This window comes from Bradyrhizobium sp. USDA3010, from assembly GCF_056429065.1.
Window position 1 is genome coordinate 126,012 of the sequence record NZ_JBWJZD010000016.1, and the last position, 26,942, is coordinate 152,953.

Below are 26,942 nucleotides of genomic sequence, written 5' to 3' on the forward strand. Positions count from 1 at the left end.
GGATTAACATTAAGCCCCCTTCTATCACACCAATTTTTGGGGCACACTGTTGGAAACATATCGACCCATTCCGTTAGGCTCGCAGGCGACCATGAACGAACAGATTCAGCAGAAAACCATTGACCTGGCACGGGGTCTTTTCCTGGTTCGCTACAATGGCGCGGAGGACAGGACATCACCTCCGGTGGTGCGCGTCTATGCGGATCGCACAAGCCTTAACAATTGTAACATCATTACCGGGCCCGATGCGGCCAATGGAACCCTGTTTGCGCCCGAGACCGCGCTGGTCGTGTCGGTGGCCCGGCCCAGCCGCCTGATCGTCGAGGTCACGGCGGGGCGCGCCGGGGGCTCGACCGCCGCCAATATCAAGATCGAACCGCTGAGCCAAGGACAACCGGTCGGCCAACCGGCCGTGCAGCCGATCGGTCAGCCGGCCGGCCGGCCGTTCGACGCCTACGAGGCCGACGCTGAGGAACTGAGCGACCTCAAGCTGCTCGCGCATGTCGCGGGTCTGGGTGACGTGACGGTCGGCCCGAATACATGGATCGCCGGACCGGCCGCGCCGGCCCGAATCGAGGGAATTTCGCTCGAATGGCCGAACAAGCCGTACGATCTCAACCTGCAATATGCGGTCAAGTTCGCCCGGCCGCAGCGCGGCGACAACCAGTTCGTTCCGCTCGGAACCTTTGCCGGAACCCGGGGACGCGCGCTGGCCATCACCGGGTTCTCGCTGGAAGCCACCGGCCCCGGCGCGGATCGCTACGCCATCGCCGCCGAAACCATCTTTCTCGGGGCTCCCGCCTTGCGCGTAACCGGGAACCGGATCGTGGTATCGGGCCCCTCAGGCCGGGAACCCCTGGTGGGCCTCAAGCTCAGTCTCGAAGAGCACCGGGCGCAGGCAGCGCCCCTCGCGCCCCGGCAGCCGATGCGCGTCGAGCCCGCCCCCCCGATGCCGCGCCAGGAGGCACCGCGCCTCGAGGGACGAGTACGCGTATTCCGGAGCCGGCAGAGCGCCGTCAAGACGGCGGGCTAACCATGCGGGCAGACAAGGGCGTCATTTGACCGCCGACGCGCGCAGGATCGCCTTTACGTCCAGAACACTCCACCACGTCGATCTCGAGCGGGCCGCTGTCAGCGCGCTCGAGGCACGTGATTTCCGTCGCGCGTTCGCGCTCGCCGACCGCCGCTGCCGGATCCTGCCGCATCCGGGCGCCCGCGCCTATTTGCTGCGCGCAGAAGCGCTGTTTCGCCTCGATCTCAAGGAAGCGGCGGTCGCCAGCGTAACCAAGGCGCTCGAGCTCGAGCCGGACGATCTTGCCGCCGCGCGGCGAATGATGGCTTGGGGCGACGGCCTTGCGCAGATCGAAGCCGCGCGAAGCGTCGCGCGGCGCGATGACGATCCGGATTCAGTCCGGAGCGCGCTCCTGCTGCTCGAGCAGAACGGTCAGGACAGCTGCGCCCGTATCGACTTCCTCGATGAAGAGGTGAAGGGATGGGTGACGTGGCGAGGCGCTGACGATCCACACCTTTCACTGGCGCAAGCGGATCAATCCAGCACCGTCCAGCTTCCCGCCGATCCTCGTCACAGGTTTGCGCTCAATGGGCGACGTGCTGCGAGCTTCCGCCTGATGCGGCCGGCGTCCGCGACCTCGCAACGCCTCGAGATCGCTCAAGCTGGCCGCGTCATCGCGAGCATTCAGCTCCCGGCCAACCGCGCGCCGGATCGCCGCGACGCGCCACAACGGGCGCCTCGCGCCGGAAGCGGCGAAACTCCGCCGCTCACCATCATCATCCCGGTGTACCGGGATCTGGCCGCGACGCGCGCCTGCATCGAGAGCGCATTGACGGCCGTGGGCTGCACGCCGGGCGCGACCATCGTTGCCGTCGACGACGCGTCGCCCGAGCCCGACATCAAGCGCCTGCTCGGCGAACTGGCTTCCGAGCAGCGCATCCGGCTCCTGACCAACGCGCACAATCTGGGCTTTGTCGGCGCGGTCAACCGGGCGCTCGCCGAGACGGATACCGGCGACGTCGTGCTGTTGAACTCCGATACGACGGTGCCGAAATACGCGCTGCAACGCCTGCGGAGCGCCGTGCAATCGACGCCGGGCGTGGGCACGGCGACCCCGCTCTCGAACAACGGCGAATATACCAGCTTTCCAATCCCGAACCGGTCGAACCCCCTGCCCTCGCCCGACGAGCTGGAATTGCTGGACGAGCTTGCCGGCACGGCAAATTCCGGGATCGCCATCGACATTCCCAACGGCATCGGGTTCTGCCTCTACATCACCCGCGAATGCCTCGACGCCGTGCATGAGCTCTCCGACGACTTCTATCGCGGCTATCTTGAAGACGTCGACTTCTGTCTGCGCGCCGCTGAGGCCGGTTTCCGCAATGTGTGCATCCCGTCGGTCTTTGTCGGACACGAAGGTTCGCGCTCGTTTCTCGGCGAGAAGCGTTCGCTGGTGCTGCGCAATCTTCGCGTGCTCGAGCACCGCTACCGGCGCTATGCGACGGAGTGCGCGGCGTTCCTGCTTGCCGATCCGCTCCGCGATTGCCGCGCGGCGCTTGAGCTCAAGCTGCTGTCCAACGATCAGCGCGCCGCCAGCCCGCATGTCATCCTCTGCGGCTCCGCCGTTGGCCGCGAGATTGCCATCAGGCGGTGCCGGCAGCTCGCGGCGGACGACAAGCGCGGGCTGATCGTTCACTTCCGCACCGAGGGACGACGCCAGCTGGCTGCGATCTTTGCTCCGGATGGCGGAGCCCCGCAGTCGATCGCACTCGACGTTGCGACGCCCGAGGGCCGCGAGGCCTTTCTGAGGCTTCTCACCGATCTCCGAATCCGCTCGCTCGAAATTTCGGAACCGAACCGCATCCCCGGCGCATGTCTCGTGCAGCTCACGCAACATTTCGCCTACGAGCTCCTGATCACCGACACCAGACTTGCCGAGCGCGCCGCGATTGGATCCGGCCTCCATCCGGACTGGACGGGTCTCGTCGAAAGGGCCCGAGGCGTGATTGCGATCGGCGAAGACGGCGCGGCCTTTTCGGTCTCGGTTCTCGGCCTGCAAGTGGTCAGGCCGAGTGACCCACTGGTGCGGCCGGCGCGGCATCCTGCGGCGAGCGGCCCGGCGCGTGTTGGCCTGCTCGCGCTGCGCGGCAGCGCGGCGGAATCTCGCTTCGTGAGAGCGCTCAGCGATCAAATCGCCAACGCCCATGCAGACGCCGAGATCATCGTGCTCGGCACCACCCTCGACGACCTCAAGCTGATGCAGCGGACGAATGTGATGGTCACCGGCGAAATCGCCGTCGACGACGTCGCGACACTCATCGCAGGTCACGGCATCACGAAACTGGTGCTCGACATCGGCGAACCGGCATTCGGGCATCCGCTGGTCGACGCGCTGCTGGCGACCGGATTGCCGGCCGCCGCGACGGAATGGCTTCCGACACCGTCGGGACGTAGCCGAAAGACCGACCTGAAGCTGCAGCCCGGCTTTGACGCCGATGAAACGGTTGCCGCTGTCCTCGACTGGGTGGTCGAGGATGTGCAGCTACATCCCGATCGGAGGAGCAGTCGGCACAGGCGGGAGGTTGGCGCGCGGCTTCCATGACCGCGGCGGCCATCCGAGCGAGGAGAACGGCGTCGAGTCCAGCCCGAGCAGCGGGCTGTAATAGGGATCGTCGAGCAGCACCTCGCCCCACTTCGCGCGCAGCATCGCCAGCTCGCGCCCGAAGCGTGCCTTGCGGTCCGGCGCGGAATCGCGGCCCCGGCTTGCCGACTCCAGGTGAACGAGCTTCGCGTCCGGCGTGAATACGATCCGCTTTCCGATCTGACGCAGCTTCAGGCAGAGATCGATATCGTTGAAACTGATCGGAAAGCGGACCTCATCCATGCCGCCGACGGCCACGAAATCGCGCTTGCGCATCAAGAGGCACGCGGCCGTCACCGCCGAACATTCGTGCGCCACCTGGAGCAGATCGCCGTAGCCGGGATCACCATCCATCCGGTCGTTGAAGGCATGCGCAGCCGAGAAATTGGCGCCCAGCACCACCCCGCCATGCTGCACGACGCTGCTCGGCCAGAGCAGCTTTGCGCCGACGGCTCCGACGTCGGGAGCGGACAGCCGCCACAGCATCTCCGCCAGCCAGCCGTCGTCGAGCGCCTGGACGTCGTTGTTGAGGAAACAGATGTTCTCCGTGTCGACGCAATCGACGGCGGCGTTATTGATGGCTGCGAAGTTGAAGGGACCCTCGACCGAAATGACGTCGATGTCGTCCGCCGAAAGACCCTCGAGATAGTCCAGCGCTTCCGGCTCGCTCGAGCTGTTGTCGACGACGAGAATCCGGGCGTTGGTCTCATGTGCGGCCGGCAGGACCGTCTCGACACAGCGCTTGAGGAGTTCGGCGCGGTTTCTGGTCGGGATGATGATGGTGGTGCGCTCGTTCCAATCGACCGCGCGCTTGACCCGCACAGCTGGAAGAAGCCCCGCTTTCCGCGGCTCGACATTCGCCTCGACGCCAGTCCTGGCAAAATACGCTTGGCTTGCAGCGACCAGCTCCGCGGTTGCGACGGACGCATCAATTCGCGGCAACGCCGCAACCGATCCCGGGAGATGATAGGTACGCTCGGCATCCACGCAGCCAATGAAGATGTCGTAGAGCGACGTCGCCGATCGCAGCGCTTCCACCGCACGTTCCCGGCGCACCGCAAAGCAATACGCGCCATAGCCCTGCTCGAGCGTACGTTCGCGATCGAACGCCGAGAACGCCAGCGGCCAGACCGCGCCGGCGCCGGCCGCGACCTCGACGTCGCCATAGACGAGATCGCAGCCGGGCTCGGACGCGAACACATCGGCGAAGCGCTGCAAGGCATCTTCCGCCAGGATCGTCCCGCTCAGGCAGAAGACGAAGAACGCGCTATTGGCGGCATCGCCGTCGACGAACTCGCGCGCAGCACCGGAATCGAACCGACTGAACCCCCGCGCCGGCAGAGACACCGCCGACCAGGCCGCGTGCCGCTGGGCCTCCAAGCTCTCGATGCTCTCGTCCACCCTGGCATCCCCGATCAGGACGACCGCTGCCTCGGATGGAACGTCAGACGGTGTTGTCGGCGAGAAGCGCTCTTTCCAGCTGCGATAGGTGTGGAACGGCACCGAGGCAGGCAAAAGCTGATCGAACAATTGCCCGCGCAGCCGCTCGCTATCCCAGCGTCCGAGATCCGCGATGGTCTGCTCCAGGCCGCGCTCGAAAGCGACGAATGCGACCGGCTCCGAGTTCAGGCTCCGTCCCGAAATTGTCCGCGCCGACAGCCCACGCACGCGACCATCGGCAAAATGCTCGGGCAGATGAAAATCGATCCGGCGGCCGACCCCGAACTCGCTGCCCCGCGCCACGTTGGTCCACCCGGTCGGCTTCACGGTCATCACCGGCCGTTGCGCGATCAGGATCTCGATGTCCTCATCGACGTCCTGCGAGAGCCAACCCTCGAAGCGCAAGCCTCCGGCCCATTTGATATCGCCGATTCGGTGCCACTGCGCTTCCGGTGCAGCGACATCGCAGCGAATCGGAGCACCGACGGGACTTCCGATATTTGCCAGTCTTGCCTCGATGATCGCAGCGTTCGAGCTGACCTCATCCTGCACGTTGAACGTAAAGCCAAATCGACCGTCGCCGATTCCGGCATCGGCAAGCTCTGTTACAAACTCGTCACACAATGATGACATGTATGGCTCGCCGTCGACCAGCAGTTCGACGGCGTAGCGTCGGGTCGGATCGGCGCGGTCATAAACAAATCCAGAAAACGTGGTGCGATCGTATCTGGAGAATTGCGTCTGCAACGACGCGTATTCAGCTCCTGAGGGCCTCTGCTTGCCTATCGTCTTCGTGCTCATGTCCACCCCTCAAACGGCGGCTCGATTGTCGGTCGATTTCAAGTTGAGAATGTGTCCATGGCGCGCCCAAGGTGATTAGCGAGCACTCACCTGCACTGAGGCGATCACCGTTTGCACAAAAAGCCGCCGAGCTCCAACACAAACGATACGTTATAAAACTTGGCGTTATCGGCGCCAATTGTGCTAGTGCTAACTCCTCCTCTCCACACTGATCGACGAGCGGATTCATGAAGATTGCAATGGTTGGAACGGGATATGTAGGTCTCGTATCCGGGGCGTGTTTTGCCGATTTCGGCCATCAGGTCGTTTGTGTCGACAAGGACGCCGGCAAGATCGAAGCCCTGAAGCGGGGCAAGATCCCGATCTACGAAACCGACCTCGATAAGCTCGTCGAGACCAATGCCGCCGCCGGCCGGCTGACCTTCACGACGGAGCTCGCGGGCGCCGTCGGCGACGCCGATGCCGTCTTCATCGCGGTGGGAACACCCTCGCGGCGCGGCGACGGCCACGCGGACCTGAGCTACGTCTATGCTGCCGCCAAGGAGATCGGCGCAGCACTGAAGAAGTTCACCGTGGTGGTGACAAAGTCGACCGTGCCCGTCGGCACCGGCGACGAGGTGGAACGCCTGATCCGCGAGACCCGTCCCGACGCGGATTTCGCGGTTGCTTCGAACCCCGAATTCCTGCGCGAAGGCGCCGCGATCCAGGATTTTCGCCATCCCGACCGGATCGTCGTCGGCACCGAGGACGATCGGGCCAAGAGGGTGATGGGCGAAGTCTATCGCCCGCTCTACCTGAACCAGGCGCCGATCCTCTATACCGCACGACGCACGGCGGAATTGATCAAATACGCCGCAAATGCCTTCCTCGCCACCAAGATCACGTTCATCAACGAAATCGCCGATCTCTCCGAAAAGGTCGGGGCGAATGTGCAGGAAGTCGCGCGCGGCATCGGGCTCGACAACCGGATCGGAACCAAGTTCCTGCATGCCGGCGCAGGCTATGGCGGCTCGTGCTTCCCGAAGGATACCCGCGCCTTGTTCAAGACGGCGCTCGATCACGACGTCCAGCTGAAGATCGTCGAAGCCACGCTGACCGCGAACGATAACCGCAAGCGCGCGATGGCGCGCAAGGTCGCCAACGTGCTCGGCGGCGAGCTGCGCGGCAAGACGATCGGCGTGCTCGGCCTGACCTTCAAGCCCGATACCGACGACATGCGCGAGGCACCGTCGATCCCGCTGATCAACGGCCTGATCGACTTCGGTGCCAAGGTTCGCGCCTACGATCCGGTCGGCATGGAGCAGGCGCGCAAGGAATTGCCCGAGATCGAGTACTGCAAGGACGCCTATGAATGCGCCCGCCAGGCGGATGCGCTGGTGATCGTGACCGAGTGGCGCCAGTTCCGCGCGCTCGATCTGAAGCGCATCAAGCAGGAAATGAAGCATCCGGTCGTCGTCGACCTGCGCAACATCTACCGACCGGACGAGATGGCCGCGCACGGCTTCACCTACGACAGCATCGGCCGGCCGCGCTAAGCGGCGGTGCCGGCGCCGTGTAATTCCGAAGCGCGATGAGGTTGAATCCTCATCGCGCTTTTGCTTGTTGTCTCACGATCAACTCAGCGCAAACGCCTGGCATTTGCCGCAGGAAACCCGCACCGCACTTTGGGCTCTAGGCGTGGGCGGGCGCGCCGAGCTGGACGAATACGTCCAGCTCGCGTGCGAGCGCTTCCTGCCACGTCGGCATCGCGACCCCGAACTGCGTCTTGAGCCGCGTCAGATCCAACCGTGAATTGCCCGGACGGACCGCTTTGGTCGGGAAATCGGCCGTCGCAATCGGAACGATGTTGTCGACCGCCAGCGTGACGCCGCGCGACCTCAGCCCGCCGACAATGGCGGTTGCAAAGCCGTGCCAGCTGGTTTCGCCGGCGCAAACGAGATTGACGACACCGCCCCTGCGCGCGAGCTGATCGTGCAGCGTGGCGATGTTCGGCAGCACGATCCCGGCGACCGCGCTCGCAATCGCTTGTGCCGTCGTCGGCGCGCCGATTTGATCGGCCACGATCCGCAGCTCCTTACGCTCGCCGGCGAGCCGCGCGATGGTGCGCAGGAAATTCGTGCCCTTTGCGGCATAGACCCACGAGGTGCGCGCGATCAGATGCGCCCCGCCGGCCGCCTGGATCGCGAGATCGCCGGCAAGCTTGCTTGCGCCATAAGCTGACAACGGTTCGGTCGGGCTGTCCTCGCGCCACGACCGGTCGCCTGAACCGTTGAAAACGTAGTCCGTGGAGAAATGCACCAGCGGCACGCGGTTCGCTGCGGCCCATTTCGCGAGCGCTTCGGGTCCCCTGGCGTTGACCAGGAACGCGAGCTCGCGCTCGTCCTCGGCGCGATCAACGGCTGTGTAGGCAGCGGGATTGATGATGAGATCGGGCTTCAGTCTCTCGAGCTCGCCCGTCAACGTCTCCGGCTTCGACAGATCGAACTCCGCGGTCGGCGGCGCGATGATGGTGCCGTGACCTTCCAGCAGAGGCTTGAGCGCACTGCCAACCTGGCCGCGCGTTCCCGTCAAAAGAATCCGCATCAGATTTGTCCATAGGTCGGGAGATTGCTGGCGTCGGCGAGCAGCGGCGCATCCGCGTCCTTGGCCGACAGTTGCGGCTTATCGACGCCCCATTTGATCCCGATCGCCGGATCGTTCCACCGGATCGAGAGCTCGTCCTTGGGGCTGTAGAAATCATCGCATTTGTAGAAGAAGTCGGCGGTCTCCGAGAGCACCACGAAGCCGTGGGCAAAACCGCGCGGCACCCATAGCTGACGGCGGTTGTCCTCGCTCAACTCAACCGCGACATGCCTGCCGAAGTTCGGGCTGCCGACACGCACGTCGACGGCAACGTCCAGCACCTTGCCGCGCAGCACCGAGACGAGCTTGCCCTGAGTGACCGGGTTTTGCAGATGCAGCCCGCGCAGCACCCCATAGGCCGAGCGGGACATGTTGTCCTGCACGAAGGGACGCGTGATGCCGTGCTCGGCATAACGGGGCGACTGGTAGGTCTCGAGGAAGAAGCCGCGCTGGTCGCCGAACAGCTTCGGCTCGACGATCAGAACTTCAGGAAGCTCGGTCTTGATGACGTTCATTTAACATTTGTTCCAGTTTGACGCGCCTGAAATGTTAATTTCCACCTCATAACAAACTTGTGCGGCGCACGCTATATGTTATGTTTTGATAATCAAACTGTGAGGGACCATGAAAGGCATTATCCTTGCCGGTGGCACCGGCTCGCGTCTCTACCCCGTGACGACCGTCGTCTCCAAGCAGCTGCTGCCCGTCTTCGACAAGCCGATGATCTATTATCCGCTGTCGACGCTGATGCTGGGCGGAATCCGCGATATCCTGATCATCTCCACGCCGCAGGACAAGCCGCTGTTCCAGCGCCTGCTCGGCGACGGCAGCGAGATGGGCGTCCGGTTCGCCTATGCCACCCAGGAGACCCCGCGGGGCCTCGCCGACGCCTTCATCGTCGGACGCGACTTCATCGGCGATGACTCGGTCGCCCTTGTGTTAGGTGATAACATTTTCTACGGCCACGGCCTGCCGAGCATGCTGTCGGCCGCCTCGGTCCGCAAGAAGGGCGCCACCGTATTCGGCTACGTCGTCAACGCGCCGGAACAGTACGGCGTGATCGAGCTGGACGGCACCGGACGGGCGCTGTCGATCGAGGAGAAGCCGAAGCGGCCGAAGTCCAACGTCGCCGTCACCGGCCTCTACTTCTACGACAATGACGTGGTCGATATCGCCGCCGGCATCAAGCCGTCGCCGCGCGGCGAGATCGAGATCACCGACGTCAACAAGGCCTATCTCGAGCGCGGCGACCTCTATGTCGAGGTGCTCGGCCGCGGCTTCGCCTGGCTCGACACCGGCACCCATTCCTCGCTGGTCGAGGCCAGCCATTTCGTCCAGATCCTCGAGCAGCGCCAGGGCCTGCGCATCGCCTGCCCCGAGGAGATCGCCCTGCGCCAGGGTTACATCTCGCTGGAAGCCTTCGCGAGGGTGGCACAGAAGACCGCCAAGAGCAGCTACGGCGAGTATCTGCTGTCGGTCTACCGCTCGTTCCAGGGTCAGCCCCGCACTGCCGAGGTATTCAAACATGCGGTTTAAGGGATCGACGATCTTCGTCACCGGCGGCGCCGGCTTCATCGGCTCCGCCGTGGTCCGTCACCTGCTGCGAGACACCCACGCCCGCGTCGTCAACATCGACAAGCTGACCTATGCGGCGAACCTGGCCTCCCTGCCCGGCTCGACCGAGAGCCTGAACTACACCTTCGAAAAGGCCTGCATCTGCGAGGGACAAGTCCTGCGCCGGCTGTTCGAGAAGTATCAGCCCGATGCGGTGATGAATCTTGCGGCGGAGAGCCATGTCGACCGTTCGATCGACGGCCCCGGCGAATTCATCCAGACCAACATCGTCGGCACTTTCACGATCCTGCAGGAGACGCTGCGCCACTGGCGCACGCTCTCGCCCGAGAAACGCGACCAGTTCCGCTTCCTGCACATCTCGACCGACGAGGTGTTCGGGTCGCTCGGCGACGAAGGCCTGTTCACCGAGACCACGGCCTATGCGCCGAACTCGCCCTATTCGGCCAGCAAGGCATCATCCGATCATCTGGTGCGCGCCTGGCGCGAGACCTACGAGCTGCCGACCCTGGTGACCAACTGCTCCAACAATTACGGTCCCTATCACTTCCCGGAGAAGCTGATCCCGCACATGATCATCAAGGGGCTCGCCGGCGAGCCGCTGCCGGTCTATGGCGACGGCCAGAACGTCCGCGACTGGCTGTTCGTCGAGGACCACGCCAAGGCGCTGACCCTGGTGCTAGAGCGCGGCGAGGTCGGCGAGACCTACAATGTCGGCGGCCGCAACGAGCGCACCAACCTGCACGTCGTGGAAAGCATCTGCGATCTGCTCGACGAGGTCGTGCCGGCTGCGGCAGGCCCGCGGCGCCAGCTGATCAACTTCGTCGCCGACCGGCCCGGCCACGACCGCCGCTACGCCATCGACGCCACCAAGCTCGAGACCGAGCTCGGCTGGCGCGCCGAGGAGAATTTCGAGACCGGTATCGCCAAGACAGTGCGCTGGTATGTCGACGAGCAACCCTGGTGGCGCGCGATCCTTGAGCGCGGCTACAAGGTGGAGCGCGTCGGGCTGAACCAGTAATCGCCGGCCTCTCCAAGCCGTCGGCGTGGATAGCCAACAGCAAGCCGGGAAGCGCGATGACGATTCAACCGGATCTCATCACGGCTTGACGAGCCGCGACCGCCTTCCGACGGTGGATTGGCAACCGCCCGCCAGGCAACAAATCCAGAAACCAAGGGATCCCGCCATGAACATCGCAATGGACGGTCAGGAACAGACATTGTTCAAAAGCTTCGTGGATCTCTCGACGCGCTATCTGGAATTCGGGTCGGGCGGCAGCACCTGGCTCGCCTGTCAAACCAAGAAGGAGTGGGTCATTTCCATCGATTCCTCCTCGGAATGGCTCTCCAAGGTCGCCGACGCCACGCGCGGTGCGAGCACCCAGCCGCAACTGCTGCACGTCGATATCGGCAAGCTGCGCGAGTGGGGTTACCCGGTGGAGAAGGAGAAGGAGAGCTCCTGGCCCGACTATCACGAACGCATCTGGGAGCGTCCGGAAGCCAAGACAGCCGACCTGTATTTCGTCGACGGCCGGTTTCGCGTGGCCTGCTTCGTGCAGTGCGTGCTGCACGCCGCACCGGGAGCGTTCATCGCAATCCACGACTTCGAGAACCGTCCCCACTACCATTCCGTGCGGACGGTCGCGCGCGAAATCGCGCGTGCCAACAACATGTCCGTCTTCCAAAGGCCGCCAAGGATCGACGTCGATGCGGCACAAGCCCTGCTCGCGAAATACCGCCTGGAGCCGCTATAGCCGACCAGAGCCGCTGTGGCCGGCCGCTACGGTCGACGATCAGTTCAATGCACAAAACAAAAGGGCGCGCCGATTGGCGCGCCCTTCTTGTTTTCTCCGGGTTCAGCTGTGGACCAGCTTCTTCAGCTCCGGCAGGAACCGCTGGATCGTCGCGTCTTCGATATCGTTGCGATCCCGCAATGTGAAGAACTCCATCGCGCGGATCTTCTCGGGATCGCCATCGGCGAGCGGCCTGCCGCGCTCACGCTTCTTCAGCAATTGTTGCCGCGACTTGGTGTAGTAGTGATTGATGACGAGCTTGTCCCGCTTGGGAGCCGTGCAGCGGCCGCCGATCGGGAAAACCGGCGTGCCGTCTTCCTGGACGTAGCAGCCCAGAACGAGCGATTGATGGGGATGCAGGTACGACACGATAGTGTCCGGCCGAATGATTGACTTCATGATGAAATGATCCGGGAAGTCGTCCGGAGCGCGACGCGTGAAGGACTCGATGCACAAGCCGGCCGGCTTCGCATCGTGACCGTTCGATCCGAAGTTCAACCAATGCACCGCCACCGCCGGCGCTGATCCAACCTCCGCCAGGACGTCCTTGATGTTGCCGGCCTTGGTCGGAAACAGGTACTCATCGGCATCGATGAAGGCGCACCATTCCGAGCAATTGCGATAGCTGTCGATCGCATGAGAGAACGCGCGCATCTGGCCAAATTCGCCCTCCACGAAATGATAGGTGATCATTTCGGGCCACGGGAAGGACTCGATCACGTCGCGCGTGTTGTCGGTGCTGCCGTTGTCGTAGAGGTAGAAATGATCGACTCCGACCAGTCTGTGAAAGTGCAGCCATTCCAAGAGGTCGTCGCCCTCGTTCTTGATGGCGCACACGACGGCCAGGCCGTGCTTCTTCCGATCGACCCCGACATAGAGCTTCTTCGCCTCCATCACGCGCAGCAGGCCGGCAAACTCGCGCCGCAGATTTTCGCTTTTCGGGGCCGCAGCGAGCGCGGAGAGATAAACGTCCTGCGCTTCCTGCGCTGATCCCATGTTGAGATCCGCGATCGCAAGGCGATGCAGCACCCGCGAGTCGGATGGCATCTGCTTGACGAGGTCGAGAAGGATTGCGCGGGCTCCGGCGAAATCACATGCCTGCACAAGCGCCGCCGCCTTTGCAAACTGGAATTCCTTGTAGTGGCCGTATTGCCGCTCCAACTGCTCGACCGATTGGATGAGGTCGTCGGGCTTCGGATTTGCGATCCGCCCGGAAAAGAAATCTCGAAGCCTTGTCTCGATCTCACTTGCTGGAAGCGTATCGAGATTCACGCCTGAGCTGAAACTAGACAATGCAGGAATTTCCATGTCCAACCTGAGCCGCTCCCCACGAGATCAACAAGCAATTACCATTGGTTCGCACCACGAATTCCCTATTAGCGCACTTATCCTACAAGAATAAGGCTATAACACGTAGCGCTCACATTTAACTGTTGTAAGGTTATTTCGAGGAAAATCAATACAATAGAAGCAGAGGGCTCGCTGTCATTTGCACGAAACCGTCGCATGGGGCGGGAACGATCGGAGGTCGCCAATGAACAATGAGAATGCAGCAGGCCGTAAGCCGTTCGCGCTTACGAGACGGATGTTTTTGACATCGTTATCCGCAAGCCTGCTGCCCGGCTCGCTCAGCGTGCTGGGTTCCAGCCATCCTGCTGCGGCCGCGGCACCCTCCCGGCCGCTGGTCGGGGCGATCCGATGGGACGCCTGGTATTCGCCGGGCTCGCAGCCGACGGAAGCCATGAAGCAATCGCTCGGTCCCGAAAAATATCGCTGGCGAACGCCGTTCTTCGGAACGCAAATGAACCGCGACCCCAACGCGCTCGATTTTTCGGCTTCGATCGAGGCCGAGATGGACAAGGAGATCGACCAGGCCATCTTCGCAGGACTGGACTATTGGGCGTTTGCCGCCTACGGCGCAAACCACCCGATGTCGAAAGCCCTGTACGCGTTCCGAGCCCGGCCGAAGGCAGCCGGACTGAGATACTGCATGTTTACCGAGCTCGGGCGATGGGGATCGGCAGCCAAGCTATCCTCACTGCCCCAGGAGCACATCGGCCTCATGGCGGACAAGAACTATCTGAGGGTGGAGAACGACCGGCCGCTGTACTTCCTGGGCTTCATCAAGGGTGCGGACGTGCAGCGAAGCTGGGGCGGTGTGCAAGGTCTCCGCGCCCAGCTCGGCAAGTTCAAATCCGACGCCAACGGCGCCGGGCTTGCCGATCCCTACGTCGTGCTGGCGGGAGACACGAAATTCCTGAGCCAGGAAGCCGCCAATCTGGGCGCCGACGCGGTCGGGTCATATGCGATCACAACCGGCAACGGCCGGGGAAGCTTTGCGGATCTCGCGAAGTATGCCGAAAAGGGCTGGAACGATCTTTCCGCGAGCCAGGTCCCGGTCGTGCCCACGGTGATGACCGGATGGGACAGGCGCCCGCGCATCGAACGTCCCGTGCCCTGGGAAAAGTCGCAGCGTCCCGGCGATGGCGTCACCAATTTCTATGCCGCGCCGACGAAGAAGGAATTGGCCAGCCATCTGGCGCAATCGATCAGCTGGGTGAACAGCCGTGCGCCCGATCGCCGGGCTCCCGCGGTGCTGATCTATGCCTGGAACGAAAATGACGAAGGTGGCTGGCTGGTCCCCACCGTGCCCTGCCAAACCGATCGCCTGGAAGCGCTGCGCGAAGTTCTCAAGGCGACCGCAAAGACGGCGTCGAAAAACCTCTGCTAGGTCGGTTCTAAAGACGTGTGTCGCGGCTTGCGTGAAGCCGCGTCGCACTCTCAATCAAGGCGCCGTTCCGATTGCATCGGAACGGACAAGGCGGCTCTCTCCCGATCAGCGCCAGCGCAGCGGCCTGGTCCGATCGTTCGACTCCACCGTCCGATGCTCCGGATGATAGGGCGCATAGATCTGCTTGACCCAATAATTGAAGTTCGGGTGCAGCTTCACGAAGTCATAGAACGAATCGCCGAAATTGGACGGGCTGAGACAGGTCTTGTTTTGCGGCCGCGACGAGATTGCGTTCAGGCAATACGACTCCATGCAAGCCTTGGTCTCACTCTCCGCCACCTTGCTCAGACTTCGGAAGCTGTTGGTTGAGTGAAGCCGATACAGATAGCGGTCGGACTCGAGATAGGTCGGCTCGACCTTGGTGACGGCGCGCAGGGCGAAGTCCCAATCGTGACAGTATTTGAGGTCGGCGAGCCAGCCCACCTGCCGCAGCAATTCACGGCTGAAGACGAAATTTCCGGTCGACGCGGCGATCTGGGAATCCAGGAATGTCCAGGACAGCGGCGCACCCGCAATCTGGGCCCGATCGATTGCGTAGCGCAGGCGTGTCGGAAACTGGTAGTTGCTGATCGACCTGCCGTGCTCGTCGATCGGCTCAACGGCCGAGAAGCCGAAGAACAGCCGCTCATTGGCATATTGATCCGCGAACAGCCGGACCCGCTCCTTCGAAAAGGCATCGTCCGAGTTCAAAAGGAAGATCATGTCGCCGCTCGTCAGCGACAATGCCCTGTTCCAGGTGTAGTGGGCGCCGAGGTTTTGCGGGTTCTTGAGCAGCTTGCAGGAGACAAAGCGCTTTCCAAACGACCGCTTCTTGATCACCTTCTGCGCGACTTCAAAACTCTTGTCCGGCGAATGGTCGTCGACGATGACGATCTCGATGTCGGCAAAAGTCTGCTGATAGACAGTCTCGAGGCATTCCTCGAGATACTGCTCGTGCTTGTAGCACGCGATGACGACACTTGCGAGCATCGGCGGCGACCTCAACGTCTCACAATGATCGAGTGGCGGGATCGCACCAGCGCGCTGGCGCCGTCGCCGACCTCCAGCACCGCGAGCTGATATTCGCCATCCGGCAAGTCTCGAATCGAGAACGACAGCTGGAAGCCGAAATAGCAGTCCTTGCTTTCGGCCTTCATATACTCCTTCACGTCCACGCGCTCGTGCCAATCAACGATCAGGCAGTACCCGCTATTCACCGCGCGATCCGGCGCAAACGCCGACAGCACCAGGAATCCGGTTCTTTGCCGGCTTGCCTCGAACGTATTGCCCGCGCAGATCCAACCCCGCACCAAAATCTCGAAGCGCGGATCGACGATCACCCGCTCGCCGGTCTGAGAATTGATGTTCTCGATGACCAGCAATGAACCTGCCGGATTATCGGACGCGCCTTCTGCCTCGACCGGCGTGCCGTTCCTGACGCGCTGCACGCCCGAATGAGTGAGACCCGACCGGTGCAGGTTTGCCAGCACTTCGACATGCGTCGAGGCCTCCTTCACCGCCCACTCGAGCTCCTGCCTGCTCAGGCAATCCAGCAGATCCGGGCTATTCCGGATCTGCGCCGAAATCGGCTCAGCCGAAGCCACCCTTCGCACGACGTCGAGAAACGCCCGTCCATGACGCGAATCCGGCTCGAGATGAGCACCTTCCGCCCACTCGTTCCAGGAATTGATGAACACCAACGACTCGGAGAAGCTGTTGCCCTTGGCCCGCAGCGTCGCGTCGCGAAGCCAGACCTCGAACGCCTCCGGGCTGGACCTGGTGAACACATGACCGCGCGCGCCCTTGCGAGGCGTATTGTCCCAGCGCGGCATCACGGCAGGAAAGAACGGGAAATCGTAGGTCTTGCCGATCGACGATCGCATCGCATCGACATAGTCGTACACCTTTCCGGCGAAGGTCGGCGGCGCATCGACGTCGGCCGGCGGCACCTCCCGCGTCGAGACCGTGTGCGGCGGAAACTCGATCGCAGCATCACAATTGACGTCACGCGGATCGAACTCCCCGAAGGTCATCGCGTTGCAGATCAGCAGCTCGCCGATTCCAAGCTCTCTGGCCCTCTCGCGCCAAATCTCGAACAGACGCTGCTTGTCCGGCAACAATGACGGCCGGTAGACGACGATGATCTTTCGACCATCGACCGTGATGTAACGCTCGTCGAGCAGCAGGTCGGCCATGTCGTCGATGAAGCGGACATCGTCGTCGAGCGAGTGATTTTGCCCCAACAGGAGCTCGGCATCGGAGCCGTCCCACCGGCGGGACCAGTTCTCGTTGGCCCAGCAGATGCAGAATGGCAGGTTCGGCTCACCGTCCTCGAGCAGGAGCTGAAGCGGCTTTTCCAGCAGCCGCCGCCCCTGAAACCAGTAGACGTAGTAGCAAAATCCATCGATGCCGTACTTGCGCGCGAGGTCGCCCTGCTGGCGGCGCGTTTCCGGCAGCCGGACGTCATAGAATCCGAGATCGGCCGGCAACCATGGCGACTCGTGAGCCGGAAACTGAGCACGCATGCGCGCGACGTTGGTCCACTCGGAGAACCCCGGGCCCCACCACCTGTCATTTTCTTCAAATGAATGAAATTGCGGCAGGTAGAAGCAAATGTAGCGCACCTCTTTGGTCGCGGCGGCCGCCGGTCCGGCAATTGTCCTGTTGTCGGTGTTCGGAAACAGCAGGTCATCGTAGTCCTCGATCGAGAAGCCCAGCGCCACGACCACTTCGCTCGGCGTAAAGTTCTCGAACAGCGGTATCTCGTAGTATTCGCCGTCGTTCAGGCTGATGCGCAGATAGATCTGCGCATGCTTGGGCTCCACGAGCGTGTTTCGGAGGGCGCGCGCCAGCCGACGGCGCACGCCCGGCGTGGATAGATCGATCCGGAATCCGGGACGTCCGATCACGCTCCGCGGACCGATGCGGGCCGGCATGGATCGGCCGGTGCGTCCCTCTTCGACACAGTGGGAAGCGACAAAGAGCGCTATCGAAACCGTTGAAGCAGGCGACTGGGCATCGACAATCCAGCCTGAGATTCCCCGCCCCGAATATTCGAGTATCGCGCCACGCAACCGCGATCCCGACTGAAGATCGCTGATATCGGGATCCAGGAACAGGCTCTGCGGATGGTCTTCCTGCTGAACCGGACTGGCAACGGGCAACATATCCTTCGTATCCCTGACGCTCCGTTCGACCATCTTGTTCATTGCCACTCAATCTCCTGCCAACGTTTAACGCCGGCTCCGGTTTCTTTCCCGGTCACGCGGACGCTCGATCCCGGGATCACATTGCCTGACACGCTCCGGATCGTGACCTCTCGGTTCTTATCGATCATCTTCACACAACCAGAGGTGCAATGAGCATTTATTCCGCGAACCCACATTAACGCAATCTCTCTATCGTCGATATGAAAGCCATTGTTAGTTCTGCCTAGATTGTCACGCGGACATGCCCGCTTCCGTGCCTTCGCGCCCAAAAACAAAGCCGTGTCACCGTCTCTGCCAATGCTTGCGCGCGACGTGATGTCCGCCTCCAACAATCTCAGCCGACGCTCTCGCCCATCGCCTGCAGACGACGCAGCGCACCTTCGTTGTTCTGCTGCGCCGCCTGTCGATACCAGCGCAGCGCCTGATCGCGATCCTGCGCGACGCCGTTGCCGGCACGCAGTGCATCACCGATGGCTAGTTGGGCTTCGGCCATGCCCTGCTCCGCAGCCGCCGCGAACCACTCGGCCGCCTTCGCCGGATCGGCGTCGCAGCCCTGACCTCGCCCGAGCATCACGGCAAGGTTGTATCGCGCGGTGGTGTGGCCCTGGCGCGCCGCCGCCTCGTACCATTTCACGCCCTGGGCAAGATCCTGCTCGATGCCCTGCCCGGTGCAATACATCACCGCGAGCTTGAACTGCGCTGCCGCGCTGCCGCCTTCGGCAGCCTTGACGATCCAACCGGCGGCCGCCTGCGGATCCTTGAGGGCGCTCTTGGGATCGGAATACAGCAACGCCAATGTGTGCTGGGCCTCGACATGGCCGGCACTTGCCGCGCGCTTGAACCATTGCGCCGCGGCCGCAAGATCGACGACGCCACCGGACCTTCCCATGTGGAGCCCGCCCAGCTGGAATGCCGCGGCGGAATGCCCGACCTCGGCAGCATCGGTGAGCAGCGTGCGTGCTTGCGCAAGACCCGCTTCGGACGGCTCTTGCTGGATGAGAAACACGGCATAGGCCGTCTTTGCATCGGCGTCGCCGCCCTTGGCCGCCTTGCTGAGCCACTCGGCAGCGCGCACCTGGTCGCGCGGCACGCCGTTGCCCGCCGAGTAGAGCCGGCCGAGTTGCACGCCTGCGGCGCTGATGCCTCCCTCGCACGCGCGCTCGAACCACTTGATCGCGGCCGCGACATCGCGCGTCACGCCGTTGCCGTTGAGATAGAACACCGCGATGTTGTGGGCCGCCGTGGCATGGCCGCTCTCGGCCGCGCGTTCGAACCATTTCGCAGCCTGGCGGATGCTCGGCGGAACGCCGGTGCCGGTGGCGTAGAAGCGCCCGGTAAAGAACTGCGCCTGCACGTCGCCGCGCTCGGCCGCCTTCTCGTACCAGTACGCCGCCTCGCGCAGATCCGGCTCGGCGGCGGTGCCTAGCGCATAGAACTCGGCCAGCGCCTGGATCGCCGGCAGGTAATCCTTCCGCGCCGCCTTGCGCAGCGCGGTCTCGGCCTTGTCGAGGTCCTTGGCCACCCCTTTGCCGCTCAGCCGCAACAGCGCGATGTTGTAGAGCGCGATGGTATCGTCATGGGCAGCGGCGCTCTGGAACAGCCGCGCGGCTTCTTCGACGTTTTCGGGAAGCCCGGTGCCCTTGAGGCACATGAAAGCGAGCGCCACCTGCGCGCGGACATGGCCCCGCTCCGCGGCTTTTTGATACCAGATCGCGGCCTGCGCAAAATCGACGGGAACGCCGCGCCCCTGATAGTAAACGTCGCCGAGCGCGAATTCGCCAGCCGCCGCCTTCTGCTCGGCCGCGGCCTCATACCAGCGCAGGGCAGCAGCGTGATCCTTGGTGCAGCCTTGCCCGTTGGCGTACATGTCGCCCAGGAGCGCCTGAGCGTCCGCCTTGCCGGCCTCCGCCGCCACCGACATCCAGAGGAAGGCGGCGTCGAGGTCCCTGGGCACGCCGATCCCGTTCGGGAACACCAGATCGTGGAGGTTGGTCGCCTTGTCACCCAGCCGCGCCGCCGTGGATTGCCGCCACATCTCTGGCCTGTTCGGTCCGAGCGCGGCCTGAAACCCGTGGAAGTAGATCAAGCCAAGCTGGAATTGCGCTTCGGTGTGTCCGTTCAGGGCGGCGCGCTCGTACCACGCCACCGCGTCCGGAATGTTGCCGATGACGCCCTCGTTCCGCGCATAGAGCAGCCCGATCCGGTAATCCGCCTCCGGGTTGCCCGCCCGCGACGCAAGCCGCCACAAGCGCAACGCCTCGAGATATTGCCGGTTCTCGTAAGCCTCCAGCCCCCGTTCAAACTGCGATGAGTCTGAACGGGACGAACCGGGCCGGAGCAGGTCGAGAAGGGATCGCGTCGATACCGTCATGGCTCGCGCATTGCTTCTTTTGCACTGCGCAGCATGCCGCCGAGCAGATACATCGCCACCGATCGGGTGCCGACATTGACATCGCCCTGCAGCGTCATGCCGGGGATGAGGCGGAAGTTCTTCGGAACATCCTTGAAGTTGGTCTCGTCGACCGAGCATCGCGCCTTGTAGTAGGCATCGACCGGCTTTCCGTCGTCATCGGTCGTGAAGGCGCCTTCGCTGATCCAGCGAATCTTGCCCTGCGCCGTCCCGTGCTCCGCCGCGTTGAAGGCATCGACCTTCATCGTGCAGGGGTCGTTCGGCCGGACGAAGCCGACGTCGCGCGACAGGATCTGGATCTCGGCCTCGAGCCGGGTCTTGAGCGGCATCAGCGTGATGAAGGGATCGCCCGGCTTCAGCACCGATCCGACCGAGAGCTTGGCGAGGGTCAGGACGACCGAGGGCTCGGCCGCCGTCCACCGCACCAGGTCCTGATGCTTGATCGCCTTGTCATATTGCGAGCGCGCCGTGTCCAGGTTGTTGCGCGTCGTAACCAGATCCTGACTGAGCTGCGCGAACCATTGCTCGGTAAAGGCCTTGCGATCCGCTTTCAGCGAATCCAGCTGGTGCTGCGCTTCCAGCAGCGTGTTGTGCGTGTTGTCGATCTGGCGCAACAGCTCCAGGCGATTGTCCTGCGACAGATACAGGTTCAGCTTGGACCCGCTGCCGCTTTCGGCGAGCGTCGAGCGCATGTCCTCGATCTTGCCGGCGATCTCCGCGCGCTGACTATAGCGCTCGTCGTCCTTCTTCGACTTCTGGATCGTCGCCTCGGTCTGGCTGATCTTGGAGTCGTAGCTGGTCACCTGCGCGTTGTACTGGGCGACGCGCTGGTCGTAGAGCGCCTTTTGCAGGGCGTTGTACCGGGTGACATCCGGATCCTTGGACGGGCCGAAGGATAACGGCTTTCCGGACAATTCGGCCTCGTCGCGAGCGGCCTGCGCCTCAAGGCTCGCAACCTGCAGCTTGTACTGCGTGACGTCGGCCGCGGTGAAGGTCGAGTCGAGGGTCGCGAGCAGCTGACCCGTCTCGACCTGCTCACCTTCCCGAACATCGATCGTCTTGATGATCGACGCGTCCAGGGCCTGCAGCACGTTGATCTGATCGACCGGAACGATCCTGCCGCCCACGCTCGTGATGACCCGATCGACGCGCGTGAAGCACATGATCGCCACGACAGCGACCATGAATGCCGACAGCACGAACAGCGTCGCACGAGCCAGCAACGGCTCGGCGGCTTCGCGGATGGCGTCGGTTTCGGACTGGAACTGGCGAACGGTCGCGAGCGAAGCCTGATTAGGAGACAAGGGTCGGACTCCTGAAGTTCTTTTCGTTGCGGCCCGCCGGCACGAGATGCGTATTCTGCTGGTACCAGAGCGAGCTATAGATGTCGTTTCGTTCCAGAAGCTCCTCGTGGCGGCCGATATCGTTGACCACGCCGCGATTGAGCACGAGGATCGCATCGGCCTTCGTGAGCGACGACAGCCGGTGCGAGATGATGATCAGCGTGCGCCCCTGGGCAATCCGAGAAATGTTCGCGTTCACGATCGTCTCGCTCTCCGCATCGAGCGCACTGGTCGCTTCGTCGAGGATCAGGATCGGCGGGTTGACGATCAGCGCCCGCGCGATCGCGAGGCGCTGACGCTGACCGCCCGAGAGGTTGGTGGACCCCTCGTAGATGTAGGTCTCGTAGCCGCGCGGCAGCTTGTCGATGAACTCTTCGGCGCCGGCCAGTCGGGCCGCCCGGACGACGTCGTCGAAGGTCGCATCGGGCTTGGCGGCGGTAATATTCTCGCGGATCGTGCCACTGAACAGGAAGTTCTCCTGCAGCACGACGCCGACGTTGCGGCGGAGATGGTCGACATCGTACTCGCGAACATCGATACCGTCGACCTTGATCAACCCGCCGTAGTCGGAGTGCAGGCGCTGCAACAGCCGCGTGATCGTGGTCTTGCCCGAGCCGCTCTTGCCCATCACGCCCAGCGTCGTGCCGAGCGGAATCTCGAAGGAGATGTTGTTGAGCGCCGGCGACACCGCGCCCTTGTACTTGAAGGTGACGCCGGAGAACTCGATATGGCCCTTCAGCGGGACCCGCACGCCATGGCCGGAACGCCCCTCCTCGGGCGGCTGATTGACCAGCCTGCCGACGATCGTCACCGCGGTGCGCGCCTCGTCATACTGGTTGATGAGCTGGGCCATCTGCATCAGCGGGCCGGCAACGCGTTGCGACAGCATCAGGAAGGCAAACAGCGCGCCGACATAGACCGGATCGCCGCTTGACACCGCCAGGTAGACGCCGAACGCATAGGGAGCGCTCACCGCCAGCCGCTCCAACGGACGCACCACCGTCTGGATCGCGGTTCCGGTCAAGCCTTCCGCAAGGCGGGCCTTGGCGACGCGCGCCACCAACACATCCCACATGTGGCGCTGCCGCGTATCGAGCGCCAGCGACTTGATGGTCCGCATGCCGTTCAGGCTCTGGATCAGGAACGCGCCCTGGGCGCCTTCGGCCGCCAGGGTGGCCGAGGACTTCTTCCGGTAGGTCGGCAGCATCAGGATCAGCCAGGTTACGATCACCCCGGCAAAGGCCAGAACCATCAGCGTCATGATGGGACTGAAGAAGAACATGACCGGCAGGAAGAAGAACAGCGTCGTCGAATCGAGAACGGTTCCGAACAACTGCCCGGTCAGAAAGCCGCGAATCCGAAACACCTCGCGGATGTCCCGAGAAATCAGGCCGACCGCGTTCTGTTCGAAGTAGTCGATCGGCAGATTGAGCACCTTCTCGAACACGTAGGTCGACAATTTGACGTCCAGGCGTGCCGTCAGGCGCTGGACCAGGTATTGCCGCAGGAAGGTGAACGCCGCCTCGAACATGATGACCACGAACATGGCGATGCACAGCACGTAGAACGTGTTGTAGGCCTTGTAGAAAATGACCTTGTCCGAGAGCAGCCGCCAGAACATGATCGGTGCCAGGCCCATGAAGCCCAGGATCAGCGCCGCGATTGCGACGTCGCGCAGGATGCGCCGTTCGCGGAACAGCAATGCGGTGACAAAGCCGAAGCTGAACGGCTGGGTCTCGTCGGAGATCTCGTAATCGCGCTTGGCCATGACGACGTCGCCCGACCAGATGTCCTCGAAGCGCGGTTGATCGATGACGAGCAGCGCATCCTCGCTCGCGTTCGGATCCTGCAAGACCACCCGGGTGCTGTTTTCATCGCCTTCGAGGCGCAGCAAGACCATGTGGCTGCCATCGCGCAGGCGAACGATTGCCGGCAGCGCCCGCTTGAGATGGCTCAGCCCCTTCCAGTCCAGCGTGACGGCCTTTGCCGTCATGCCCGAGGAATTCGCGCACTTCAAAAGCTCGGCAAGCGTGACTTCCTGGTCGCCCAGCAGATTGTCATGGATGAGCTGGGACGGGGTCAGGTGCAAACCATGCTGTCTTGCCACGATGACGAGACAGGCGAGACCCGAGGGCGGCAGCGCCTCCACCGAAGGTGCGCCGACGAGCGAGAGGTGTTTGGTCATGGAAGCCTCGAGGTTTCGACTGCGCAAGATCCGGTCCCTAGCGAGATATAACTTATCACTGTTAGTTCGCTAACGCAGCATTTTCAGCGCATCGCTTCGAAAAGATATGTGTCGCAACAAGCACAGAAGCGAGTTCCGGGCCATTGCCACCGGTGGTTTAACCATGGAACCATTATAACATTATTTAACATCGACAATCACGGGGCGGCGGTCGCCGTCTCCCGGAAGTCGAAGCCGCAGGCCTCGAGCTGCGGCCGGATCCGCCTCTCCTCGGCCTCCGGCATGAGCGCCAAGGCGCAGATCTCGAAGTTCCCGCTGCGAACGGACACCGTCGGAAACCCGGCGCTCAGCAGCAGGTTTCCCATCCGGTCGCACGAAAACCCGGTCTTGTGCGCCATGTGGTGGCGTCCCTGCTCGATCGCGCCGGAATGGCCGTAGATCATATCAAGTGGCCGTATCGGACCGGCCGGCGAGACATAGGCGACCGCACCGAGACCCTGGGTCAGCATGTGCTGAGCCACCGCCTCCAGGTCGGGCGACATGATCAGCGCGAATCCGTCCGGCTTGAGAACCTCGCGGAACTGGACGAATGTGGGATGTATCTCATGGGCATAGAGATGCTCCATCAGATGGGAGCACCAGATCGCGTCGAACGAGGCCGGCCGGCACAGTTTGGCGAGATCGGTAATCGAGCCGACGATATCCGGACTGACGCTGCCGTCGACATCGAGGCGAACCTCCTCCCACTCATGCGACGTCAGGAGCGGCTGGATCCGCTTGGCAACCGTCGATCCAGCACCGGCGTTCAGCATTTTCTTCTTGGCCAATTCGAGAGCTCCGCGGTTCGCGCATTAAGCGGCTAGTATCTGCAGCGATCGCTCGTCTCGACCAAAGTTGCCGGCGCCGCGGGAAACCATCGGCCACGGCACCACTCAATCGAGCGAGCCACACGCCTTTACAAACGCTACGTGGTCCGAATGTGACGAACTAACTTCTAACATCGCCGGGCGGAACTTATAACGCAGATCGGCGCAAAGTTCCGATCATTACGCTCGCACGCAACGAAAAGCGCCGCCCCTGGGTTGAGACCGCGCCTTCGTTTGATGCAGATCCGGGATCCTACAGCCTGATCGACCGACCATCGTTGAAGATCAGGTACTCGATGTTGGTGATCTGGGTCACCTGGCCGTTGCTGAAGCTGACGTCCAGAAAACCATTGTTGCCGGCGCTGATGCCGGTCAGATCGGCCGAGGCGTGATCCAGGAAAGTCAGCGAGTCGTTGTTGCTACCGCCGCCGTTGATCGTGTCGCGGCTGGTGGCATTGGACAGGTAGAAATAGTCCTGACCGGAGCCGCCAACCATCGAGGCCGTACCGGTGGCGGAACCGACGAACGACGACCCGTCATTGCCGTCGCTGATCAGCCACTGGTGGCCCGAACCGGCGATCAGCGTATCGTTGCCGGCGCCGCCATACAGCGTGTCGTTGCGGGCGCTGCCATAGAGCACGTCGTTGCCGTCATCGCCAAAAAGCACGGTCGCGCGCAACGCATCGCTGCCCGCGTAGAGCACGTCGTTGCCGCTGCCGCCGTGCTCGGAAGAGGTCCCCGTGCCGCCAATCAGCGTGTCGTTGCCGGCGCCGCCTTGCAGCGTGTCGCTGTTGGCGCCGGGGCCGCCAGAGAGCGACGAGCCATAGAGCACGTCGTTGCCGTCACCGCCATCAAGCAAGGTCCCGTGCAACGAATCGCTGCCCGAGTAGAGCACGTCGTTGCCGGCGCCGCCGTACAGTGTGTCGTTACCAGCGCCACCAACCAGCAGGTCGTCGCCGGCGCCGCCAACCAGCAGGTCGGCACCCGCTCCGCCATAGAGCGAGTCGTTGCCGTCATCGCCAGAGAGGAACGAGCCGTGCCCCACAGCGCTGCCCGAGTAGAGCACGTCGTTGTCGCTGCCGCCGTACTCGGAAACGGTCTCGTCGGCGCCAACCAGCAGGTCGTTGCCGGCATCGCCATGCAGCGTTTCGGAACCAGCGATGACACCACCAACCAGCGTGTCGTCGCCCGCACCGCCTTCGAGCACGACCCCGAACAAGTCACGCGCGTTTGAATAGAGAATGTCGTTCCCGCTGCCACCGTACTCCGCAACAGTGCCGGCGCTGCCAACCAGCAGGTCGTTGCCGTCGCCGCCATCCATCGTGTTGGCAGCGGCACTCGCAGCGCCATACAGCGTGTCGTTGCCGTCGCCGCCCGACAGCATCATCATCAAGCCTGGACGCAGTTGCACGCCCGCGTAGAGCACGTCGTCGCCGGCGCCGCCATAGAGCTCGCCGCCGAAGCCGCCGACGCCGAGGAAGTATTGGCCTCCGACGAGGGTGTCATTCCCCGGGCCGCCGTCGAGAACCTCGTGGCTATAACCCGGACCCGCGCTCAACCAGTCGTCACCGGCGCCGCCATACAGGCTATCTTCGCCCCAACCACCGATCAGCGTGTCGTTTCCGGTACCGCCGCAAAGTGTGCTGGGTTTGCCGACGTCCGTGCTGCCCGACACCAGCACGTCGTCGCCGCTATCGCCATACAGTTCCGACGGGCCACCACCGAACACCGTGTCGTTGCCGGCGCCGGCAAAAACCGTCGTATCGCCGATAAAATCCGTATCCCTGCTGCTGATGAAGGAGACATAGTCGTTTCCGGCGCCGGTCGCGACCAGCACCGGACCGCTGCCGATCACCGACAGCGTCACGTCGCTGTTGGTGGCTTCGATGATCGCCTTCAGGTTGGCGTCGAGGTAAATCGTATTGTTGGGATTGATTTCGATCAGAACATTGGCGTCCGGATCCGGGTTGCTGATAGCAGCCCCCTGCTGGACCGGGATCATGGCGCCGTCATCCGGGCTGCTGTACCCGATCCCCGCGTCGATCAGATAGCCGAGAATCTGCTGCCGGGTCGCTTGATCGATCGTGGCGTTGATCGCCGTTTCGAGGTCGGTCTGGTTCAGATTGGAAGTCGCCATCGACGTAGTCCCTGGTTGGAATACGAGGATTCAAGCCGCCGTTAATTCTCTCGATGACTCATCGTGAGAGCAGCTCGTCGCACTACTCAAGGTGATCAGACGACATATCAGAGCGCCACATGCCGTCTCAAGAAAGCGCCG

The 26,942-nt window shown here is 63.0% G+C and carries 18 protein-coding genes; 7 read left to right on the plus strand and 11 right to left on the minus strand.

All coding sequences use genetic code 11. The features are described 5' to 3' along the window. The first annotated feature begins 91 nt into the window (after window positions 1–91). Together AC066Y_RS23790 and AC066Y_RS23795 are read left to right on the plus strand one after the other, a co-directional pair. On the plus strand, window positions 92–1,033 hold the full coding sequence (locus AC066Y_RS23790) for a hypothetical protein (RefSeq protein ID WP_478275984.1): 942 nt from the start codon (window positions 92–94) through the stop codon (window positions 1,031–1,033). Window positions 1,034–1,058: 25 nt separating this feature from the next. Continuing rightward, entirely contained in the window at window positions 1,059–3,614 is a 2,556-nt protein-coding gene (locus AC066Y_RS23795; RefSeq protein ID WP_478275985.1) for a glycosyltransferase, read from the plus strand. On the opposite strand, the gene AC066Y_RS23800 is transcribed toward AC066Y_RS23795, so the two are convergent. Then, window positions 3,555–5,894, minus strand: coding sequence for a glycosyltransferase family 2 protein (locus AC066Y_RS23800; protein ID WP_478275986.1), 2,340 nt, complete (start codon window positions 5,892–5,894; stop codon window positions 3,555–3,557). The two genes, AC066Y_RS23795 and AC066Y_RS23800, sit on opposite strands and share 60 nt — an antisense overlap. Window positions 5,895–6,121: 227 nt before the next feature. Here AC066Y_RS23800 and AC066Y_RS23805 point away from each other — a divergent pair, with 227 nt between their 5' ends. Beyond that, entirely contained in the window at window positions 6,122–7,429 is a 1,308-nt protein-coding gene (locus AC066Y_RS23805; protein ID WP_456757658.1) for a UDP-glucose dehydrogenase family protein, read from the plus strand. A gap of 136 nt (window positions 7,430–7,565) precedes the next feature. On the opposite strand, the gene rfbD is transcribed toward AC066Y_RS23805, so the two are convergent. Both rfbD and rfbC read right to left on the minus strand, forming a co-directional pair. Further along, entirely contained in the window at window positions 7,566–8,477 is a 912-nt protein-coding gene (gene rfbD, locus AC066Y_RS23810; protein ID WP_478275987.1) for a dTDP-4-dehydrorhamnose reductase, read from the minus strand. Beyond that, the gene (gene rfbC / locus AC066Y_RS23815; protein ID WP_478275988.1) at window positions 8,477–9,031 is read right to left on the minus strand and encodes a dTDP-4-dehydrorhamnose 3,5-epimerase; all 555 of its coding nucleotides are present in this window, start codon (window positions 9,029–9,031) and stop codon (window positions 8,477–8,479) included. Before rfbC ends, rfbD begins: the two co-directional genes overlap by 1 nt. Window positions 9,032–9,140: 109 nt before the next feature. On the opposite strand from rfbC, the gene rfbA reads away from it, so the two are divergent. The 3 genes from rfbA to AC066Y_RS23830 all read left to right on the plus strand — a co-directional run bounded on the left by rfbA (window position 9,141) and on the right by AC066Y_RS23830 (window position 11,842). Beyond that, window positions 9,141–10,052 (plus strand): glucose-1-phosphate thymidylyltransferase RfbA, encoded by a 912-nt coding sequence (rfbA, locus tag AC066Y_RS23820; protein WP_207836577.1) that lies wholly within the window; start codon window positions 9,141–9,143, stop codon window positions 10,050–10,052. Further along, window positions 10,042–11,109 carry a dTDP-glucose 4,6-dehydratase gene (gene rfbB, locus AC066Y_RS23825; protein WP_478275989.1) on the plus strand — a complete coding sequence of 356 codons (1,068 nt, stop codon included), beginning with the start codon at window positions 10,042–10,044 and terminating at the stop codon, window positions 11,107–11,109. Before rfbA ends, rfbB begins: the two co-directional genes overlap by 11 nt. A gap of 85 nt (window positions 11,110–11,194) precedes the next feature. Continuing rightward, window positions 11,195–11,842, plus strand: coding sequence for a hypothetical protein (locus AC066Y_RS23830; RefSeq protein WP_478275990.1), 648 nt, complete (start codon window positions 11,195–11,197; stop codon window positions 11,840–11,842). A gap of 102 nt (window positions 11,843–11,944) precedes the next feature. On the opposite strand, the gene AC066Y_RS23835 is transcribed toward AC066Y_RS23830, so the two are convergent. Further along, window positions 11,945–13,174 carry a glycosyltransferase family 92 protein gene (locus tag AC066Y_RS23835; protein ID WP_478275991.1) on the minus strand — a complete coding sequence of 410 codons (1,230 nt, stop codon included), beginning with the start codon at window positions 13,172–13,174 and terminating at the stop codon, window positions 11,945–11,947. A gap of 559 nt (window positions 13,175–13,733) precedes the next feature. On the opposite strand from AC066Y_RS23835, the gene AC066Y_RS23840 reads away from it, so the two are divergent. After that, window positions 13,734–14,612: a glycoside hydrolase family 71/99 protein gene (locus AC066Y_RS23840; protein ID WP_478275992.1), complete on the plus strand. Its 879-nt coding sequence runs from the start codon at window positions 13,734–13,736 to the stop codon at window positions 14,610–14,612. 105 nt (window positions 14,613–14,717) lie between these two features. Here the strand turns inward: AC066Y_RS23840 and AC066Y_RS23845 are convergent, their stop codons facing one another. The 7 genes from AC066Y_RS23845 to AC066Y_RS23875 all read right to left on the minus strand — a co-directional run bounded on the left by AC066Y_RS23845 (window position 14,718) and on the right by AC066Y_RS23875 (window position 26,666). Continuing rightward, a complete protein-coding gene (locus tag AC066Y_RS23845) occupies window positions 14,718–15,641 on the minus strand; it encodes a glycosyltransferase family 2 protein (RefSeq protein WP_478275993.1) in 924 nt (307 codons plus the stop codon). An 11-nt stretch (window positions 15,642–15,652) separates the two neighbouring features. Further along, complete coding sequence (locus AC066Y_RS23850; RefSeq protein WP_478275994.1) at window positions 15,653–17,476, minus strand: glycosyltransferase WbsX family protein; 1,824 nt, start codon at window positions 17,474–17,476, stop codon at window positions 15,653–15,655. Window positions 17,477–18,194: 718 nt separating this feature from the next. Then, window positions 18,195–20,231, minus strand: coding sequence for a tetratricopeptide repeat protein (locus AC066Y_RS23855; protein WP_478275995.1), 2,037 nt, complete (start codon window positions 20,229–20,231; stop codon window positions 18,195–18,197). Then, entirely contained in the window at window positions 20,228–21,574 is a 1,347-nt protein-coding gene (locus AC066Y_RS23860) for an HlyD family type I secretion periplasmic adaptor subunit (RefSeq protein ID WP_478275996.1), read from the minus strand. Before AC066Y_RS23860 ends, AC066Y_RS23855 begins: the two co-directional genes overlap by 4 nt. Beyond that, window positions 21,564–23,798, minus strand: coding sequence for a peptidase domain-containing ABC transporter (locus AC066Y_RS23865; RefSeq protein WP_478275997.1), 2,235 nt, complete (start codon window positions 23,796–23,798; stop codon window positions 21,564–21,566). Before AC066Y_RS23865 ends, AC066Y_RS23860 begins: the two co-directional genes overlap by 11 nt. Window positions 23,799–23,995: 197 nt before the next feature. After that, window positions 23,996–24,610 carry a class I SAM-dependent methyltransferase gene (locus AC066Y_RS23870; protein ID WP_478276025.1) on the minus strand — a complete coding sequence of 205 codons (615 nt, stop codon included), beginning with the start codon at window positions 24,608–24,610 and terminating at the stop codon, window positions 23,996–23,998. Between the two features lie 307 nt (window positions 24,611–24,917). After that, window positions 24,918–26,666: a calcium-binding protein gene (locus AC066Y_RS23875; RefSeq protein ID WP_478275998.1), complete on the minus strand. Its 1,749-nt coding sequence runs from the start codon at window positions 26,664–26,666 to the stop codon at window positions 24,918–24,920. Window positions 26,667–26,942 lie beyond the last annotated feature (276 nt).